Source organism: Pseudomonas sp. SW-3, assembly GCF_016615645.1.
GTDB lineage: Bacteria > Pseudomonadota > Gammaproteobacteria > Pseudomonadales > Pseudomonadaceae > Aquipseudomonas > Aquipseudomonas mandelii.
Genome location: NZ_CP067098.1, coordinates 1,738,398 through 1,757,441 on the forward strand (window position 1 = coordinate 1,738,398; position 19,044 = coordinate 1,757,441).

The window sequence follows — 19,044 nt, forward strand, 5'->3', positions numbered from 1 at the left end:
CGGTTTTTTTTAGTGAGGGAAGTTATGGAAATATTCGCTATGTGATTTCGGATATTTCCTACATTTTTTTAGGGGGAGTTCCTTTACCTTCCGCGCTCTATTTTTTCACGCAAATGTATTTGCGCACTTTTTATTATGAGTTGGAGGTGGATAAATTATGAAAGTATTTGGCGAGCTCCCCGTCAGGGTTATTCGAAAACGCGCGCTGGGCGTACTGGTGTTCATGCCGGTCTTTTCTTTGTCCGGCACGGGTGCACAGGCGGCAACCATCGTCGACGGAACGACACTGGATATCGACTCATCGACAACGTCGATCGACTATCTGGTGCGTAACAATGGCGTGTTGAACGTCAATGGCGCCAGTACCCGATCGATCACTGTGCAATCTGGCTCAACGTTGAATATCAACGGCGCGAGCATTGTCGGCAGTAGCGGCGCTGAAGGCGTTGTAGTCACCAGCAGTCGAGGCACTATCGATCGGGCCAATGTGACCAGCGAAGACATCGGGCTGGCCGTAAACCGTTCCAGTGTCGCGGCCGGCGGATCGGACGTGACCGTTTCCAATAGCCAGATCAAGGGTGAAGTAGCTGGTGCCCAGGTCACGGGGCTGAGCAAATTGTCGTTGATCAATACGCAAGTCACCGGCGCGGCAGGCGACGGCATTGGTGTGAACATTCTGGGCGGTGAAGTGGATGCCTCTGCCGGGACGCATATCACCGGGCAGGCGACAGGTGTGCGGATGGTCAACGATTCCGCCAATGTAGGTGCTCGTGCCCTTACACTGGATAATGCCGTCGTACAGGGTGTCAACGGCTCCGCGGTTCTGGTCGAGAGAGGCACAAATGCCACTATCCGTCTCTCGAACGGTGCCAGTCTGCTTGCCGGCAACAACATCCTGCTTGATGTGCAAGGCGCCTCTACCGCCGCCATGACCGTCGCCAACAGTGCGCTTCAAGGCAACGTGAATATAGATGGCAGCAGCGTAGCGAACCTCACCTTCGATCAGGGCCATTTCACCGGTGATGTCGTGCTCGTCGATGACGCCTCCTCGGCCACGGTCAACCTGCAAAACAATTCACGGTTCACCGGCAGCCTGGATAAGGTCGACGGTGTGACCATCAACAGCGGCTCCAACTGGACCCTGACCCGCAACGACACCGTCGGCGCATTGGCCATGAATGGCGGTACAGTCAGCTTCGGTTCGCCCGATGCCCCGGACACGTTCTACCAGTTGAACGTCGGAACACTTGCGGCCTCAGGCACCGGCGCCAATGTATTTGCGATGAAAGGCAACTTTGCCACCGGCCATCACGATTTCCTGAACGTGACCGGTGTGGCCACTGGGCAGTTCGGTCTGTTGGTTGCGGCCTCTGGGCTGGATGCCGTGTCTCCCGGGCAATTGAACCTCGTGCATACGGCGGCGGGTGATGCGCAATTCTCGCTGATCAGTGGCAGGGCGGACCTGGGAACCTGGTCCTATTCGCTGAAAAGCACGATGGACGAAAGCGGGGCCACCGACTGGTATCTGGACCCTGCTACCGAAACCGTCAGCCCGGGCGCGCGTTCGGTATTGGCCCTGTTCAATACAGCGATCACTGTGGCCACCGGCGAAGACGCATCCCTACGCAGTCGCATGGGTGAGCTTCGATTCAACGGCGGCAAGTCGGGTGCCTGGGTGCGTACTTACGGCAGCCAATACAATGTGGCTGACGGCTCGGGTGTGGCTTATCAGCAAACCCAGCAAGGTTTTTCCCTGGGCGCTGATGCGAGACTGGGTGAGAGCCAATGGTTTATGGGGGTGATGGCGGGGTACAGCAATTCCAGGCTGAATCTTGATTACGGCACTTCCGGCACCGTCGACAGCTACTACGTCGGGCCTTACGCAACTTGGCTCGATGCCGATTCCGGTTACTACTTCGATGCCGCGCTCAAGTTCAACCACTTCCGCAACGAGTCAAAAGTCGGCCTGAGCGACGGTTCCCGTGCCAAAGGCGACTACGACAACTCCGGCCTCGGCGGCTGGGCCGAATTCGGCCGACACATCAAGTTCGGCGATGGCTACTTCATCGAACCGTTTACCCGATTCTCGTCTGTCGTGATCCAGGGCAAGCATTACAACCTGGACAACGGCATGGACGCCAACGGTGATCGGGCCCGCTCGATGCTGGGCAAGGTCGGCAGCACCTTCGGGCGCAATTTCGACTTCGGCAACGGCAAGGTGGTACAGCCTTATATCAGTGCCGCGGCGGGTTACGAGTTCGCCAAAAATAACAAAGTGCAAGTGAACAGCAATGTGTTTAACAACGACCTGTCGGGCTACCGTACCGATTTCGGGGCGGGGTTGGCAGTGGCTTTCTCCGAGGGGATGCAGGCGCACGTTGATTTTGATTATGAAAAGGGCGAGCACATTGAGAAGCCGTGGGGGGTTAACTTTGGGGTGAGGGTTAACTGGTAAGGGAATAGTAGTCTTGCAAGACTGAAACGCCGCTTCTCCTATTGGGTAAGCGGCGTTTTTTATTGACCCGTCTGACCGGCAATCACCTGTCTCGGCAACCACGAATCTCCATCCTCAATCCGCTTCACCTTCAGCAACAACGGTAGCGCCAGGGTAATCGACTGCCCGCCCCGCACCAGCTTCCATCGTAACTGCGCACCTTGTCATGCCACACCCCGAGAAGCGCCGCCCGATGGTTCGAGTCGAGTGGTGACTCCGGAAACGGCGGTGACCCGACACAGCGTTCATCAGGACCAGTCGCGCCTGATCCTGGTTAAGTTCACATCAGTCATGCAGGTGAAGGCGCGTAAATAGATTCGGCGCTTTAACTAGTCTTTAATCACGATTGTGGAAATAAATATTTCCCCTTCGCTTATCACATTCAAAACCTTATTCGCTCTCCCATGATGGAAGAAGTTAATGAGGTGCGCTTTTGTACTCGTCAGGTTTATAAGACTATAAAGGTTGAATACACCATGCCCCGAATCGCCAGCGTTGGTCGACGTCGGATGCGCAACGTTGATCCATATGATCTATATTGTAGAAAGCGTATGTTTGATAACCCTGAACCGGAAGGCATCCACCCACTTCACAAAGCCAATAATTTCGGGCGGTAGGTAATTTTTGGCCATACACTCGTTGCATGTCATTGAGGGCTTGGCCAGCCGGCAATGCATTGCCGAAGGAGCTCATCCAGGAAACGGCCTGAGCGTGCGTTAAATATGAATCATTAGATCGCAGTTGATATATGTTTCTCACTGATATTGGATAACTTACCAATTGAAGCGATGCGTCTCGAACGAAAATTGTGGCATTGCCGATACTGTTGCCAGTGACTTTGCCCGTTTGTGTCACGGAGGCAACGGCCTCATTACTTGAATAATAATAATAGGGAGTCTTTCCACCTTGAGCCAGGCGAACATCAGTATTGCCAATAGAATCTTGTCCAGTTTTCGGCCAATTTGGGATTTTTACTGAGAGCCCATTTAGGTTCATCTGACTAGTATTAATTGTTAATGGTGTTGCTACTGTGAGGCTACGCGCTGGCGTGGAGGACTGTCCACTGCCATACAACGCTTTAGCGGTGAAGCTGTGAGACGCCACACTCAACCCTGTCACCAGCAAGTACCAGATTCCCGTCGTTGTACTGGCGGTGGGCTCCCCCTTCGATATGGTGCCGTCGAGTACCTGGACCTTCTGACCTTTGCTGGCCGTGCCGGTCAGCGACACACTGGTCTCCAATGTTGTACCGCCATTGGGAATTTCGACCCCGCTTGGCGAGCCTTTGACTGAATCAATGGTCGGTTTGACCTCCACCGCCACGGTAAACGTGAACGGTGGAGCGGACTCTTCGCCTTCGCCATACAGCGCCAGCGCCTTGAGGCTGTAAGCCTTGACGGTCAATGCACTTACCACCTGAGTCCAGACACCCGAACCATTGGCGGTAGGTTCCCCCAGTGACGTGGTGCCATCAAGCAAGCGGACTTTCTGGTTGGGACTGGCCTTGCCAGTGACGGTCACCGACCGGTCGAAGGTGATGCCACCCTGGGCGACCGGGCCTTTGGAATCGGTGACCGAGTCAATGGCCGGTTTGAGCGCCGCCGTCACGGTAAACGTGAACGGTGGAGCGGACTCTTCGCCTTCGCCATACAGCGCCAGCGCCTTGAGGCTGTAAGCCTTGACGGTCAATGCATTCACGACCTGAGTCCAGATGCCCGAACCATTGGTGGTAGGCTCCCCCAGAGAAGTGGTGCCATCGAGCAAGCGGACTTTCTGATTGGGGCTGGCCTTGCCAGTGACGGTTACTGATCGGTCGAAGGTGATGCCGCCCTGGGGGACCGGGCCTTTGGAATCGGTGACCGAGTCAATGGCCGGTTTGAGCGCCGCCGCCACGGTAAACGTGAACGGTGGAGCGGACTCTTCGCCTTCGCCATACAGCGCCAAAGCCTTGAGGCTGTAAGCCTTGACGGTCATTGCATTCACGACCTGAGTCCAGATGCCCGAACCATTGGTGGTAGGCTCCCCCAGTGAAGTGGTGCCATCAAGCAAGCGGACTTTCTGATTGGGACTGGCCTTGCCAGTGACGGTTACTGATCGGTCAAAGGTGATGCCGCCCTGGGCGACCGGGCCTTTGGAATCGGTGACCGAGTCAATGGCCGGTTTGAGCGCCGCCGCCACGGTAAACGTGAACGGTGGAGCGGACTCTTCGCCTTCGCCATACAGCGCCAGCGCCTTGAGGCTGTAAGCCTTGACGGTCAATGCATTTACCACCTGAGTCCAGACACCCGAACCATTGGCGGTAGGTTCCCCCAGTGACGTGGTGCCATCAAGCAAGCGGACTTTCTGGTTGGGACTGGCCTTGCCAGTGACGGTCACCGACCGGTCGAAGGTGATGCCACCCTGGGCGACCGGGCCTTTGGAATCGGTGACCGAGTCAATGGTTGGCTTGACCGCCGCCGTCACGGTAAACGTGAACGGTGGAGCGGACTCTTCGCCTTCGCCATACAGCGCCAAAGCCTTGAGGCTGTAAGCCTTGACGGTCAATGCACTTACCACCTGAGTCCAGATGCCGCTGCCATTGGCGGTGGGTTCACCCAACGCGGTGGTGCCATCGAGCAAGCGGACTTTCTGATTTGGGCTGGCCTTGCCAGTGACGGTTACTGATCGGTCAAAGGTGATGCCACCCTGGGCGACCGGGCCTTTGGAATCGGTGACCGAGTCAATGGTTGGCTTGACCGCCACCGCCACGGTAAACGTGCGCAACGGGGTGGATGCTTCGCCCTCGCCATACAGCGCCAGTGCCTTGAGGCTGTAAGCCTTGACGGTCAATGCACTTACCACCTGAGTCCAGGTGCCGCTGCCATTGGCGGTAGGTTCCCCCAGTGAAGTAGTGCCATCGAGCAAGCGGACTTTCTGATTGGGACTGGCCTTGCCAGTGACGGTTACTGATCGGTCAAAGGTGATGCCGCCCTGGGGGACCGGGCCTTTGGAATCGGTGACCGAGTCAATGGTTGGTTTGACCGCCACCGCCACGGTAAACGTGCGCAACGGGGTGGATGCTTCGCCCTCGCCATACAGCGCCAGTGCCTTGAGGCTGTAAGCCTTGACGGTCAATGCACTTACCACCTGAGTCCAGACGCCCGAACCATTGGCGGTAGGTTCCCCCAGAGAAGCGGTGCCATCGAGCAAGCGGACTTTCTGGTTGGGGCTGGCCTTGCCAGTGACGGTTACTGATCGGTCAAAGGTGATGCCGCCCTGGGCGACCGGGCCTTTGGAATCGGTGACCGAGTCAATGGTTGGCTTGACCGCCACCGCCACGGTAAACGTGCGCAACGGCGTAGACTCTTCGCCCTCGCCATACAGCGCCAAAGCCTTGAGGCTGTAAGCCTTGACGGTCAATGCACTTACCACCTGAGTCCAGGTGCCGCTGCCATTGGCGGTAGGTTCCCCCAGTGAAGTAGTGCCATCGAGCAAGCGGACTTTCTGATTGGGACTGGCCTTGCCAGTGACGGTTACTGATCGGTCAAAGGTGATGCCGCCCTGGGCGACCGGGCCTTTGGAATCGGTGACCGAGTCAATGGTTGGCTTGACCGCCACCGCCACGGTAAACGTGCGCAACGGGGTGGATGCTTCGCCCTCGCCATACAGCGCCAGTGCCTTGAGGCTGTAAGCCTTGACGGTCAATGCACTTACCACCTGAGTCCAGGTTCCCGAACCATTGGCGGTGGGTTCACCCAGCGCGGTGGTGCCATCGAGCAAGCGCACTTTCTGATTGGGGCTGGCCGTGCCAGTGACGGTTACTGATCGGTCAAAGGTGATGCCGCCCTGGGGGACCGGGCCTTTGGAGTCGGTGACTGTGTCCAGTGTCGGTGCAATCCATGCTGCGACCAGCAAATTCAACGTAACCGAATAACTCCACAACCCCGTAGCCGCATGCTTCACCGTGTAACGTACCTTGACGTACTTGCCGATATTGGCCGCGACGAACTCCTCCGCCACTCTGAACGTCACGGGTTTTCCGGCGGTCACGGTGGTGATCGGCACCCAGTTGGTTGTGCTGCCAAAAGGACCGTTGCCGCTCCAGTGACAGGTCAGAATGTCGCCCGGGAGCGTGCCGAGGTAGTTGACCCTGACATTCACGTTATGGAAAACCTTCGAGGGGTCGAGCACATCCGGTGGGTCGGCTTCCAGCACCACGGGCACCGGCAGTGTGGTGCGTAATTGTTCGACCTTGAGCAGCAAGCGTTCCGATTCACTGATGCCATACAGCGCTACGGCGTCGTTGGTGATGCGGTAGGACAGGTCCAGCGAACCCTTGTCCAGCACGACAATGTGCTGACTGTCGATGTGGAAGGTCACTAGCTTGTCGGCGGCCTCTCCGGCGCTGACAGTGTGTGGCTCTTCGTGCAAATACGACTGACCGTTGGCTTGGGTACCCAGCCAGATCAGGTTGAGGGAATCGCCGCTGGCCATGCCGGGATAGCTGACACGCACCGTTGCATATTCGTTGTCGGGTTCAAGCGTGCCGCCCACCGCTTGCTCAACGATGGGCGCCGGGATGATTGCCACATCCCCAACGACATCGGCGAATGCGCGCTTGGACGACAGGGGCGGCGAGTTATCCAGTTTGGTCAACACATACGAGGCGTCGGCCGACCCCATGGCGATTGCGCGGACCTCGGCGTAGGGCACCTTGAATTCGAGGTGGTGCGGGATGTTGTCCACGGTTCGCGATTGCGTATGGATCAACGGTTTGCCGACAGCAGGCGTGCCGATCCAGGTCAGCTTCACCGTATCGCCGATCGCAAAATCGTCGCCAGCAATCTTGACCAGAACTGTGACGTCTTCGTTGTTCAGATCCTTGAGGGTGATGATCCCGTTCACGGCTTCATTGATGATCGGTGATTCCAGGCGCCAGGCACCGGCATCGACCAGAACCGTCGTGCTTATGGAGTGCTTCTCGGCCCAGTTCCACACCGGGTCGTGCGGAAAGTAGCGAACCGGCAACGCCGCGCTGTCACCGCCGGCGAGAATGGCGTCCTGATCCACCGTGATGATGATGGGGGTTTCGCGATTGGCCTGATCGGGGGTGACGGTATGAGGGATTCGAACGCTGCCCCAGTGCAGATTCACCACGTCGTAAGGGAAAATTCCAAGGTAGAAGGGGATCGTGACAGGGACACCGCTGGCGGCCCACTCCGCATCGATACCATTGTCAATGACGTCTTGGGGGAGTTGCGGTTTATGCAGTTCGGAATGGCCTGGCAGATGAGGTTCCTTGTCGCGCCCCCCCGGCCTGTCGAGCTTCACCAGCACCCGCAACCCAGCTGACGGGTCGTCCGGCACTGTTTCGTCCTTGCGCGTGAGCACGTAGTAAACCGTTTCCACCCAACCGGGAACCATGGGGGCGACGGGCAGGAAAAAGAACAGGAAATCACCGTCGACTTCTTCTGGCTGGAGTTCCTTGTGGAAGATCTTGTCACCGTCCCAATACACATCAATCTGATCGCCCGCCAGCACTGGAGGGCTGTATTTATTGATAGCGCACAACACCCCCTCCGGATGGCTCTCCACCACACTGATGTTGATACCCGCGTCACCGTCGACAATCGGCTCGACCGCGCCGGCAATCATCAATGGCCGGTGCTGCAGCGGGGCGACGACCAACCTTGAAGGGCGAAACAGGAATAAACCAGAAGCGGCCATCAAAAACTCCTTGGCGAAGGTACGCCACTGTGGGGGAGGGGATATTGACGGGTAGATTGGGCACGATGAAAGGCGCGCTGACTACTGTCAGAACTAACAGGTGGGCGGGGGTTTTAGACAAACGGTAGGCGAAAAAAAACGGCCTGGGTAGGCCGTTTCTTGTTCCATGCACCTCCGTGATCGACCCAGACCCAATGTGGGAGCGGGCCTGCTCGCGAAGAACGATGACACGGTATGACTGACCAGTGATGACTTCGGATCAAGGTTATCCAGCATCCGATTCACTGCCAGCTCGCCCAGCATCACCACTGGCTCAATCCCCAGTTCAGTGTTGCGATGCGTAGTCAATCGATCCGTCCCTTAAACACTCACCCCACGCGAAACTGCACTTACCTGATAGGAAACCTGACCGACCAACTGGTCTTGCACCGTACTGCTGTTGCCTCCTTTTACCGGGTTACCCCAGGTTACAACGCGACCATCGGAGGTCAGGGCGGCGAACGCCTCGTAGCTGGCGTATAGGGCTTGTACATTGATCAGTTGGTCCTCAACCGCTGACGTATCCCCCCCCCATACCCGGCTTGCCCCAAGCTACGACGGTACCATTCTTACGCAAGGCTGCGAACGCTTCCCCCGTGCCGGCCACCTGCACAATGTCGTTCAGCAGCGCGATGTCGGCAGGCACCTTGCCGCCGCTTTGCGGGTGTCCCCACGCCACTACATGGCCGTTGGCACGACGAGCAGCGAATGCAAATGCTGTGGAGCACACGTCGACAATATCCTTCAATTCCGCGAACTCTGGGCTGATAGTGCCACCACTTGATTGTAAGCCCCAAGCCACCCATTGGCCTGTAGCGCGCTTCGCTATAAACGCCCAAGTATTACAACGCAGCTCGATGATGTCGTTCAATGCAGCAATCGGTTCTGGCAGGTCTCCACCAACCTCAACATTGCCCCAAGCGACGAGACGGCCGTTGGCGCGAAGGGCCGCAAAGGCCTGCTGGGCACCGAGGATCATGTTGATATCGGTGAGCAGGGCAATGTCCGTCGGCAGGTTTCCACCCTGATTGGGATTTCCCCAAGTCACCACCTGCCCGGTGGCCCGTTGCGCGGCAAATGCGTTGCCACTGACAACGATCCGCACAATGTCCCTGAGTGCCGCGATTGCAGTAGGCACAGTGCTGCCCGCGTTGTCATGACCCCAGGCAACCACCTGATTCGCATTCTTTAAACCGGCAAACGCCGCCATGTTACCAACAACCCGAACAAAGTCCGAAGGCACAACACTGCCCATGTTCCCACCATTATTCGCGGCCCCCCACACCACCACCGCTCCATGGGTTCGGCGGGCAGCGTAAGCGCTGTTAGTGCTACTGACTTCAACGATGTCTTTCAGGGGCATAATGGCCGGGGGAATCTTCCCACCCGAATCAGCATTGCCCCAAGCGATCACGTCACCCCCGTCACGATGCGCGACGAAGGAGTGTCCGTTGCCGATAATATTTACCGGATTGAGGGTGATCTGTTTGTCGGAGGAACGAACCTGTAAAGGTTCCTGTGGCGTTGTATCAGTCCAGGTGGTGGCAGTTGTCCACTCAGTGTCTGTGGCATATTTCCACTGCGCCTCTATGGGTTGCTCGGTAGTGGCATCGAACGCGCTCAATACACGAGAAGCGCCGGTATGCCCAAACGTATGGCAATTGAAGCGCGCCCCCATGACTTTCAGGTTGCCTGAGCCAATCGCTTGGCCAACCCCAAATTCCAGCACATTCGAATAACTCGTCTCGTTCGTCGCCGCCCGCCAGATCCGGTAACTCACCGTCACCTTCTTGCCGCGGTTCGGCTCGATGTGTTCGGCGACAAACGTGGCGTTGAGGGTGAAATTCACATCCTTGTCTTTGGACAGCCCGTTGAGGGTGACGGAGTCTTCCGTGGTACCCGTGACTTCACCCGTCCAGGTGTAGGTCACGATGTCACCGGATTGGGTCGGTTTGACGGTCGGCCTTGGCGCGGTCAGTTTGCCGATGCCGCCGGGCAGGTCCCCGGGCTCCAGCGCTCCGTCCTGTTCACCGAGGACGATGGGTTTGACCAGTTCGAGTTGCGGCTCGCCCACCTGCAGCAGCGCCGCATGCAGCGATTCGCGGCGGATGACTTCACCGTTCGGGCCTTCGCGGAGCAGGTAGTACGACAGCTCCAGCGTGCCGCCTTCCAGGGTTTTCAGGTGCCTGCCGTCCACCGCGATGAAGAAATCTTGCTGGGCTTCGATCTCTTCCCAGGTTGGAAAATACCAATCCAGCTCAGGGGTGTAGCTGCCGGTATCCGGGCGGGTGCCGGCCCAGATGAGGTCGATGGCCATGCCCTGCTGCATGATCGGATCGAACGGAATCCGCACGCGAGGGTGAGGCAGGTCCGGATCAATCGCGCCGTTTTGTTCATCTTCGGCCTTGGGCGCGGCCAGGTGTTTCGGTTCGCCGATGAAGGTGACGAATTGCCCCTTGGACGGCAAGGGCTCGGCCACGCCGGGGCGCTCCACCTGGTAGGAAAAAGTCACCTGGGTTTTGGCCAGTTGACGCACGTCGGCATTGGACAGTTTGAATTCATAGGTATGCGGCAGGTTGTTGACCGTCTGGGCCGGCGTGTTGACTTCCACGGCCTCGTTGTCCACGGTGGTGCCGCGCATCTTCAGGATGATGCGGTCCTCCAGCTTGAACGCCGGCCCTTTGGCCCAGACCTGAGCCGTGATGTTTTTGTCCTCCAGCGCATCAAGGTCAAGGATGTTGTTCGTCGCCTCCTTGACGATCGGCGCATCAAGCAGATCGACGCCGGTCATGACCACCAGCCGCGTGGCCTTGCACCAGTCTTCCGAAAAATTGTGCACCACATCGCGCACGCGGAAGGTGACCGCCAGCCCGGAGATGTCGGTGTCGCCCGCGGCCAGGATGGTGGCTTCGTCGACGTGGATCACGATCGGGTGAGTGGCCGGGTCGCTGATCTGCTCGGCAGTCAGCGGCGCGGATTCCACGAGCACACCGCCCCAGCTCAGCACCATGACATCGCCCACCGCCGCATCCGGATAAGGCTCGCCGGTCCCGGACTCGGCCCGAATGATGATGTCCACCCCGGCCGCGGCAATCTCCTTGTCGACGATGTCCTCGACGATGGCCGGATCGATGAACAGGTACAGGTTCGAGTGGCTGCCTTCTTCCGGGTTAAGGTCCTGGCCCGCAGGGATCTCCAGCTTGGCGTAGAGCTTGAGTGCCGGCGTAAACGTCTCGGCGCCCTGATTGAAACGGGTCACCCGGTACGCCAGCGTGTGCGTCCCGGTCAGCCAATGCCTGGGCTCGACCCACAAGGTCACTCGCTGACCGACTTCGGCGTCGTCGGTGATGATGTGCTGATTGACCACCTGGTCGTCGAACTGCAGCTCGACCTTGTCGCCTTTGCCCATGCTTGACCAAGCCGGGACGTAGACTTTGAGCCCGTTGATGGGGAAGTTGTCCAGGGCCGCGGCGCGGTTGATTGCCCAGACGTCAGTGGAAGAGTCCAGTAGACGGGCACCGGGGATTTCTGGTTCACGCAGCAGCATGGAAACGGGGTGGCGGACGGGTTGCACGAGCATGGGGAGACTCCTGTCGAGGGGGGCTGGGCGACGGAGTTATTTAAGGTGTTAGACCGTGCGGTTGGCTACTGTCAGAAATAACAGGTAAGTCCCTGTTTCCGATAAGCGGTAATGCATTAGCAGGATTGGTGTTCACCGGCCTACATCGGCTCCGGCGGCCCGATCAACCGTCCCATGACCCCGAACAACCCCAACGCCCGAATCACCTCCAGCTCGCCTTTGGTCTCGACCATCTCCGCAATCAACGGCAAATCAATGCTGTTGGTCGCCCGGTAGATCGCATCAATAAACAGCCGCTTGTCACTCTGCTCATCGATGTGGCGGATGTACGCCCCATCGATTTTCAAGTACGCCAATCCAAGCTGCGTCAGGTTGCCGATCTGGCTGAAGCTGCCGCCAAAGTGCTGCAAGCCGATGCGATAACCGGTGTCGAGCAGGCTGTGGCTCAGGCGTTGCAGTTCATCGGGGGGCGGCAGTTGGCGTTCGTCGATTTCCAGGGTCAGCAGAGGTGCCAGATCGGGCAGTGACTCGAGCATGTCGATGATTTGTCGCAGTTGCGCCGGGTCGCGCAAGGTGCTGCCGGAGAGGCTCAACGCCAAGGGCCAGCGGTTGACGATGAGGTAGTCGAGGGTGGCTTCGAGCATCGCCAGGTCGAACCGCGCGGTCCAGCCGAGACGCTCGATCCAAGGCAGGAAATGCCCGGCGGCGATGGCCTCGCCTTGCGGGTCGAGCAGGCGCGCGAGGACTTTGTGGTGCAGCACCTGGCTGGTGTCGGCGCATTGCACCACGGGTTGGAAATACAGCTGCATTTTGCCCTCGGTGAGGGCGTCGTCGATCCAGGTGCGCCAGTCGTGTTGGGTGTGGTTCGTCGCGGTATCGGAGCGGGCCAGATGCACCCACGGCCGTTCGGGATGTTGCTGGGCCTGGGCCAGCGCTTGATCGAGGCGCAGCAGGACGTCGCTGGCCGGTTCGCCGGGCTGATAAGCGACCACGCCCAAATGCGCCACGGGCATGCAATCGCTGGCACCGGTCAGGCGCAGATTTTCCAGGGTGGCGCTGATTTCCGAGGCGAGTCGGGCGGCTTCGGTACTGTCCAGGCCCGGGGTCAGCAGGCTGAACTCACCACCACGATTGCGCGCCGCCAGCCAGGTACGGCGTTCAGGCAGCTGCGTCAGACGTTTGAGCAATTCGCCGACGGCGCTGATCAGCCCGTCGGTGCGCAGTCCGCCCAGGCGCTGGTTGAGACCGATCAGGTCGTTGATCCGCAGCATCAGTAAATGGCCGTCACTGCTTTGCTCGGAAACCAATAAATGGTCGGCCAGTTGTTCATCCAGCAAGCGTCGATTGGCCAGGCCGGTGAGGCTGTCCTGATAAGACTCGGCGCGCAGTTTTTCGCTGCGCGTGGCTTCTTCGGAAAACAGCGCCTTGAGCTTTTCGACCATCTGATTCATGGCCAGCACCACACGCCTCAGTTCAGGTGTGCGTGGCAATTTGGGCAGGCTGAGGAACTCGCGTTTGCTGATGGCTTCGGCCTGCCTGACCATTTTGTCGAGCGGGCGCAATTGCCGGCGTAACAACCATCCACCGAATACGGCGCTGAGCAATCCGCAGACCAACAGCCAGATCAGGCTGCCGAGGGTGCTGTCCCAGAGTTTGGCCAGGGCGAACTGCGGATTGCTCAGCACTTCGACCCGCGCCACCTGTTCCCAGCCACGCATGACCAGGGCATCGCCACCTTCCGGGCGCAGGTTGACCAGGCTCACAAACCAGCCGGGCACGCCTTCGATCTGCGCCGGTGCGCTGCGCTCCACCAGCACTTGTCCATCGACGATATTGACGACGCGGATGCTGCGGAAATAGCCGCTGTCGAAAATCGAGCTGACCATCAATTCGGTCATCGCCGGGTCGTCGATCTGCGCGGTCAACGATAAACCCAAGGCGGTGGCAGCGTCCTGGGCGTGGGAGCGCAACTGGCCGAGCATCTGTTCACGGGAGCTTTCCAGGCTGACAAAAAAACTGCCGCTGAAGGCCACCAGCAAGAACAGGCAAATGGCGAGAAACAACTGTTTGCGCAGTGACATAAAACGCTCCTTGCGATGGCGGCTAGCCTTCGCCCACGGCGAACCCTTCGGCTTGCATCTTTTTCAACACGTCTTGCCAACGCGACAACTTCTTCGAGTCGCTGCTGCGTTTGCCGCCATTGGCCCCCGGCAAGTACAGGCCTTCGGCATTGAAGGCGTACACCGGCAACAGGTCTTTGCGTTGGGAGGCGGGGCGGATCTCGCCGATCAGGTTGTCGAGCACCAGCGGCTCGGCCGTGGGGCTGCTGTAGAAGGTCAGCACCATGTGCGCCTGGTTTTGGGACAGTGCCTTGACGTAAGTAATGCGCAGTTTCTCGCTGGGAATCCCGAGTTGGCGCAGGCTGAAATATTTCGCCAGGGCGTAGTCTTCGCAGTCGGCGGCGCCCTTGATCAAGGATTCTTCCGGCGTGGCCCAGTAATCGGTCTGGCGCCAGATGCGCGTGTCGTCCTGAAAATTCAGCTGTTGATTGAAGAAGCGATTGACCGCGTCCAGTTGTTCGCGCTCGGGTTGGTTGAGTTCGCTTTTGAGCATTTGACTCCAGGCCTCGATTCTTCCTTGGGCGGGGCCGAGCGGACCGTAGCGCTTTTCGGCGATTTGCAGGATCTGCGTAAAGTTCCAGTTGGCCCACACGCTGCCGAGCCCGGTCAGCAGAAAACTCGCCAGCAGCAGCCATCCGCCGAGCCGAAGTCGGAGCGTTGACCTTCCTGGACTACGCCATCGACGGGACATGTCTGGCTGCTCGGGTGCAGATGACTGAAGTCTAGGCGGTGTTCTTTAAAAGACAGGACTAATCGTCGGGTCTGCAGATGGACCCTGTGGCGAGGGAGCTTGCTCCCGTTCGGCTGCGAAGCAGTCGCCAAACCAATCAATGAGGTCTGTCAGGAGAATTTGGGGGGGGGGATGCTTCGCAACCCAGCGGGAGCAAGCGCCCTCGCCACAGAAGCTCAGGGCTTTTGCAGGGTTTTCTGTTTGAGGATGTAGATCGTCACCAGCACCGCGCTGGTCAGCATGACCCCTCGCGCCCACGGCAGGGGCACCAGGTAGCAGGAGAACAGGATGCTCACCCACATCAGGCCGATGGCGTAGACCTTGCCCTTGAGCGGGATGCCGTTGCCGTCAAGGTAGTCGCGAATCCACGGGCCAAGCCGTGGATGCCCCACCAGCCATTGATAGAAACGTGGCGAACTGCGGGCGAAACAGGCGGCCGCCAGCAGCAGGAAGGGCGTGGTGGGCAACACCGGCAGGAAAATCCCGATCACCCCCAGCGCTACGCTCAGCCAGCCGATGGCTAGCAGCACGTAACGCAACATCAGGGAGCGGTTGCCTATGGGGTTGTCCATAGGCAAAACCTTAGTGGTGACGTGGCTTGAGGATCGCCGGTTTTTCGTCTGGCGCCTGGCACAGCAGGTACAGCGCGGTCAGGGCTTCCGGGATCTGCACGATCATGTCGTCCATCAGATTGGCGTCTTTGGCGATGTCTTCGAACTCAGGCTGTTCGTCGAACAGACCCGAACCGACCATGATCGGAAGCAGCATTTCGCTGACTTCGTCTTCGGCGGTTTCGAACCAGGCCGCTTCGCGCAGGAACACGCCTTCCATGAAACCGATGCACCAGCCGCGCAGGTCGGAATCGTCCGGCTCTTCGCCCAGGTCCAGGTCGCAAGGCAGCTCGAACTCTTCATCGGAGGCCAGTTGGCGCGCGATGTGAGCCTTGAGGGCCAGCAGGGTGGATTCGATCGCTTCACGCTCGGTGTCGTCAGCGTAATGCGGCTCTTCGGCGAAGAGGGCGTCGATCCATTCACGATCCGGAACCTCTTCGGAACAGATCGACAGCGCAGTGAGGTAGCCGTGGGCGGCCACGTAGTCCAGCGCCTCGTCGTGCAGTTCGTCGGCGTCGAGGAAGACTTGCAAACGGGTTAGTTGCTCAGCGAAGGACATTAAAGGGCTACCTTGGGGAATTAACAGATGCGGGAATTCTAGGCCTTCTTGAGCGCTCAGGCCAGCCGCGCGGGATATTTGCAACGCTGGGACCTCACAAACACCGCAATCCCTGTGGGAGCGAGCCTGCTCGCGATGAGGTCGGTACATCCAATACATTTATCGCCTGACATGCCGCCATCGCGAGCAGGCTCGCTCCCACAGGTTGTGCGGTGTTTGTCCTTATGTGTCTTCTCAGCGGTGCCCTTTGCAAGGGAGGCCTCGGGTATACTCGCGCGTTTTGTGATGCCCTGCTGGCGTCGCGGCTGAAATGTGAAGCGTCATGCAATGCGCACTTACGATTTGTCAGTGCAGCCTGCGTGGTTCTGAACCAGCCTTGCAGGGATGTTTCGGTGATTTTTGGAGTTTTTATGCTCGAACAGGCTCAACGCGTCCTCAAGGACATCTTCGGCTACGACAGTTTCCGTGGCCGCCAGGGTGCAATCATTGAGCGCGTGGCCAGTGGCGGTGACGCCTTGGTGCTGATGCCTACCGGTGGCGGCAAATCCTTGTGCTTCCAGGTGCCGGCGCTGCTGCGCGAAGGCCTGGCCGTGGTGGTATCGCCGTTGATCGCACTGATGGACGATCAGGTCGCGACCCTCGAAGAGCTCGGCGTCGCCGCCGCTGCATTGAACTCCACCCTGAGCGCCGAGCAGCAGCGTGATCTCGCCGCGCGGATCAAGCGCGGCGAAGTGAAGATGCTGTACCTGGCGCCCGAGCGTCTGGTCCAGCCACGCATGCTGGCTTTCCTGCAAAGCCTTGAAATCGCCCTGTTCGCCATCGACGAAGCACACTGCGTGTCCCAATGGGGTCATGACTTCCGTCGCGAATACCTGCAACTGGGCCAGTTGGCGGAGCTGTTCCCCAACGTCCCGCGTATTGCCCTGACGGCCACGGCCGACAAGCGCACCCGCGAAGAAATCGTCGACCGTTTGCATCTGCAGAACGCCGAGCGCTTTCTCTCGAGCTTCGACCGTCCGAACATTTTCTACCGCATCGTACCCAAGGAGCAGCCGCGCAAGCAGTTGCTGGCGTTCCTTGCCGAGCGCCGCAGCGATGCCGGTATTGTCTATTGCCTGTCGCGCAAGAAAGTCGACGAAGTCGCAGTGTTCCTCAGCGAGCAAGGTTTTCCGGCGCTGCCGTACCACGCCGGTTTGCCCAACGACACCCGGGCCCATCACCAGAAGCGTTTCCTCAACGAAGAAGGGCTGATCATGGTCGCCACCGTGGCGTTCGGCATGGGCATCGACAAGCCCAACGTGCGCTTTGTCGCCCACCTCGATTTGCCGAAATCCCTTGAGGCGTACTACCAGGAAACCGGTCGCGGCGGCCGTGATGGTCTGCCGGCGGATGCCTGGATGGCTTACGGCCTGCAAGATGTGGTGATGCTCAAGCAGATGCTGCAAAACTCCGAAGGCGATGAGCGCCACAAGCGTCTGGAGCAACACAAGCTCGACGCCATGCTCTCGCTCTGCGAAGAAACCCGCTGCCGTCGGCAAACCTTGCTGGCCTACTTCGACGAAGACATGCCCGAGCCGTGCGGCCATTGCGACAACTGCGTCGATGGCGTGCAGACTTGGGACGCCACCGAGCCGGCCCGTCAGGCGCTCTCGGCAATTTACCGCACCGGCCAGCGTTATGGCGTCGGGCATCTGGTGGACGTGCTGCTGGGCAAGGACAACGAAAAGATCCGCAGCTTCGGCCATCAACACCTGTCGGTGTATGGCGTTGGCAAGGCCATGGGCGAGAGCGAATGGCGCTCCCTGTTCCGCCAGCTGGTGGCCCGTGGCCTGGCAGACATTGACCTCGAAGGCTACGGCGGCCTGCGCCTGAGCGACACGTGCCGGCCGCTGCTCAAGGGCGAAGTGACCCTGGAACTGCGCCGCGACCTCAAGCCGCAGACCACCGCCAAAAGCAGCAAGAGCCAGGCGAGCCAGCTGGTTCGTGGCGAAGAACGCGAACAGTGGGAAGCCTTGCGTGCCTTGCGTCGCAAGCTCGCCGAGGAACATGGCGTGCCGCCTTATGTCATCTTCCCCGACTCGACACTGTTGGAAATGCTCCGAAGCCAGCCAACCTCTCTGGCGGAAATGGCCACGGTCAGTGGCGTCGGCGCACGCAAGCTCGAACGTTACGGCGAAGCCTTCCTCGAAGTGCTGGGCGGTCAGGTCGAGGCACCGAAAGTCGTTGCCGACGTGCGCCATGAGTTGATCACCCTCGCTCGCGCAGGCATGACGCCGCTGCAGATCGCCGGCCAACTGCAATGCTCGGAAAAGAATGTCTACACCATGCTTGCCGAGGCCATCGGCAAGCAGCAGTTGTCGCTGGAACAAGCGCTGGACCTGCCCGAAGAATTGATGGGCGAAGTTCAGGATGCCTTCCTCGATGGCGAGGGCGAGTTGCCGCCAGTGTCGGAGATTGCCGCGCTGTTCGCCGGGCGAGTGCCGGAAGGTGTCTTGTACTGCGTTCGGGCGGCGCTGCAATCCGAATTCGAGGTTTAAATGACCTGTTACAGTGATGTAACGATTCACTACAGACCAGACCTTGCCTCAAGCCAACGGTCATGCTTAGCTGACTAATAATTAGTTTTTCTCTATTTTCAGTCTAATCATGAGTTTTTTATGCCGTTAACCGATCAACACCGTTTTGGCATGCAACTGGCCCAGATGTCGCGCGGCTGGCGTGCCGAACTGGATCGCCGTCTGGCTGGCCTGGGTCTGTCCCAGGCGCGCTGGCTGGTGCTGCTGCACCTGGCGCGCTTCGAAGAAGCACCGACCCAGCGTGAACTGGCGCAAAGCGTCGGCGTCGAAGGGCCGACCCTGGCCCGGTTGCTCGACAGCCTGGAAACCCAGGGTCTGGTCCAGCGCCAATCCGTGCTGGAAGACCGCCGGGCGAAAAAAATAGTCCTCTGTGCTCCGGCCCGTCCTCTGATCGAACAAATTGAAACCATTGCCACTCAACTGCGCCGCGAACTGTTCGACGGCGTCGATGAGGCGGATTTGAAGGTGTGCATGCGGGTCCACGGGCACATTCTGGCCAACCTGGAAAAATCTTGAGGCATAACCACGCGCCAGCTTTTTGAGATACCCCGTTGGGCAGACTATAAAGAACTACTAGGCAATATCGTGTTCGTACCGGATGTGCGAACGCGTACAGGTTGGTTCTGGTT

The 19,044-nt window shown here is 59.0% G+C and carries 9 protein-coding genes and 1 pseudogene; 3 read left to right on the forward strand and 7 right to left on the reverse strand.

The annotated features are described in order from the left end of the window. Positions 1 to 157: 157 nt before the first annotated feature. Positions 158 to 2,455, forward strand: a complete 2,298-nt coding sequence (locus tag JIO00_RS07790; RefSeq protein WP_200667922.1) for an autotransporter outer membrane beta-barrel domain-containing protein — start codon at positions 158 to 160, stop codon at positions 2,453 to 2,455. 495 nt (positions 2,456 to 2,950) lie between these two features. On the opposite strand, the gene JIO00_RS07795 is transcribed toward JIO00_RS07790, so the two are convergent. The 7 genes and pseudogenes from JIO00_RS07795 to JIO00_RS07820 all read right to left on the reverse strand — a co-directional run bounded on the left by JIO00_RS07795 (position 2,951) and on the right by JIO00_RS07820 (position 15,839). Next, complete coding sequence (locus tag JIO00_RS07795) at positions 2,951 to 8,200, reverse strand: Ig-like domain-containing protein (RefSeq protein WP_200667924.1); 5,250 nt, start codon at positions 8,198 to 8,200, stop codon at positions 2,951 to 2,953. Positions 8,201 to 8,452: 252 nt separating this feature from the next. Next, a pseudogene (locus tag JIO00_RS30110) lies at positions 8,453 to 8,539 on the reverse strand (DUF6124 family protein); the annotation flags it as partial. 208 nt (positions 8,540 to 8,747) lie between these two features. Further along, positions 8,748 to 11,819, reverse strand: a complete 3,072-nt coding sequence (locus JIO00_RS07800) for an RCC1 domain-containing protein (RefSeq protein ID WP_234452940.1) — start codon at positions 11,817 to 11,819, stop codon at positions 8,748 to 8,750. A 140-nt stretch (positions 11,820 to 11,959) separates the two neighbouring features. After that, positions 11,960 to 13,900 (reverse strand): cyclic di-GMP receptor LapD, encoded by a 1,941-nt coding sequence (lapD, locus tag JIO00_RS07805; RefSeq protein ID WP_154503607.1) that lies wholly within the window; start codon positions 13,898 to 13,900, stop codon positions 11,960 to 11,962. Positions 13,901 to 13,922: 22 nt separating this feature from the next. Continuing rightward, positions 13,923 to 14,630 carry a cysteine protease LapG gene (gene lapG, locus JIO00_RS07810; protein WP_010461977.1) on the reverse strand — a complete coding sequence of 236 codons (708 nt, stop codon included), beginning with the start codon at positions 14,628 to 14,630 and terminating at the stop codon, positions 13,923 to 13,925. A gap of 215 nt (positions 14,631 to 14,845) precedes the next feature. Next, on the reverse strand, positions 14,846 to 15,241 hold the full coding sequence (locus JIO00_RS07815; protein WP_200667926.1) for a YbaN family protein: 396 nt from the start codon (positions 15,239 to 15,241) through the stop codon (positions 14,846 to 14,848). Positions 15,242 to 15,251: 10 nt separating this feature from the next. Then, a complete protein-coding gene (locus tag JIO00_RS07820; RefSeq protein ID WP_010461974.1) occupies positions 15,252 to 15,839 on the reverse strand; it encodes a UPF0149 family protein in 588 nt (195 codons plus the stop codon). 410 nt (positions 15,840 to 16,249) lie between these two features. Here JIO00_RS07820 and recQ point away from each other — a divergent pair, with 410 nt between their 5' ends. After that, positions 16,250 to 18,376, forward strand: coding sequence for a DNA helicase RecQ (recQ, locus tag JIO00_RS07825; RefSeq protein ID WP_010461973.1), 2,127 nt, complete (start codon positions 16,250 to 16,252; stop codon positions 18,374 to 18,376). Positions 18,377 to 18,496: 120 nt separating this feature from the next. Then, positions 18,497 to 18,931: a MarR family transcriptional regulator gene (locus tag JIO00_RS07830; protein WP_010461972.1), complete on the forward strand. Its 435-nt coding sequence runs from the start codon at positions 18,497 to 18,499 to the stop codon at positions 18,929 to 18,931. The last annotated feature ends 113 nt before the right edge of the window (positions 18,932 to 19,044 follow it).

Bases quoted from the DNA above. Each gene is read 5' to 3' on its own strand.
- JIO00_RS07800 (WP_234452940.1), bottom strand. From the start codon at position 11,819: ATGCTCGTGCAACCCGTCCGCCACCCCGTTTCCATGCTGCTGCGTGAA.
- JIO00_RS07795 (WP_200667924.1), bottom strand. From the start codon at position 8,200: ATGGCCGCTTCTGGTTTATTCCTGTTTCGCCCTTCAAGGTTGGTCGTC.
- lapG (WP_010461977.1), bottom strand. From the start codon at position 14,630: ATGTCCCGTCGATGGCGTAGTCCAGGAAGGTCAACGCTCCGACTTCGG.
- JIO00_RS07830 (WP_010461972.1), top strand. From the start codon at position 18,497: ATGCCGTTAACCGATCAACACCGTTTTGGCATGCAACTGGCCCAGATG.
- JIO00_RS07790 (WP_200667922.1), top strand. From the start codon at position 158: ATGAAAGTATTTGGCGAGCTCCCCGTCAGGGTTATTCGAAAACGCGCG.
- JIO00_RS07815 (WP_200667926.1), bottom strand. From the start codon at position 15,241: ATGGACAACCCCATAGGCAACCGCTCCCTGATGTTGCGTTACGTGCTG.
- JIO00_RS07820 (WP_010461974.1), bottom strand. From the start codon at position 15,839: ATGTCCTTCGCTGAGCAACTAACCCGTTTGCAAGTCTTCCTCGACGCC.
- recQ (WP_010461973.1), top strand. From the start codon at position 16,250: ATGCTCGAACAGGCTCAACGCGTCCTCAAGGACATCTTCGGCTACGAC.
- lapD (WP_154503607.1), bottom strand. From the start codon at position 13,900: ATGTCACTGCGCAAACAGTTGTTTCTCGCCATTTGCCTGTTCTTGCTG.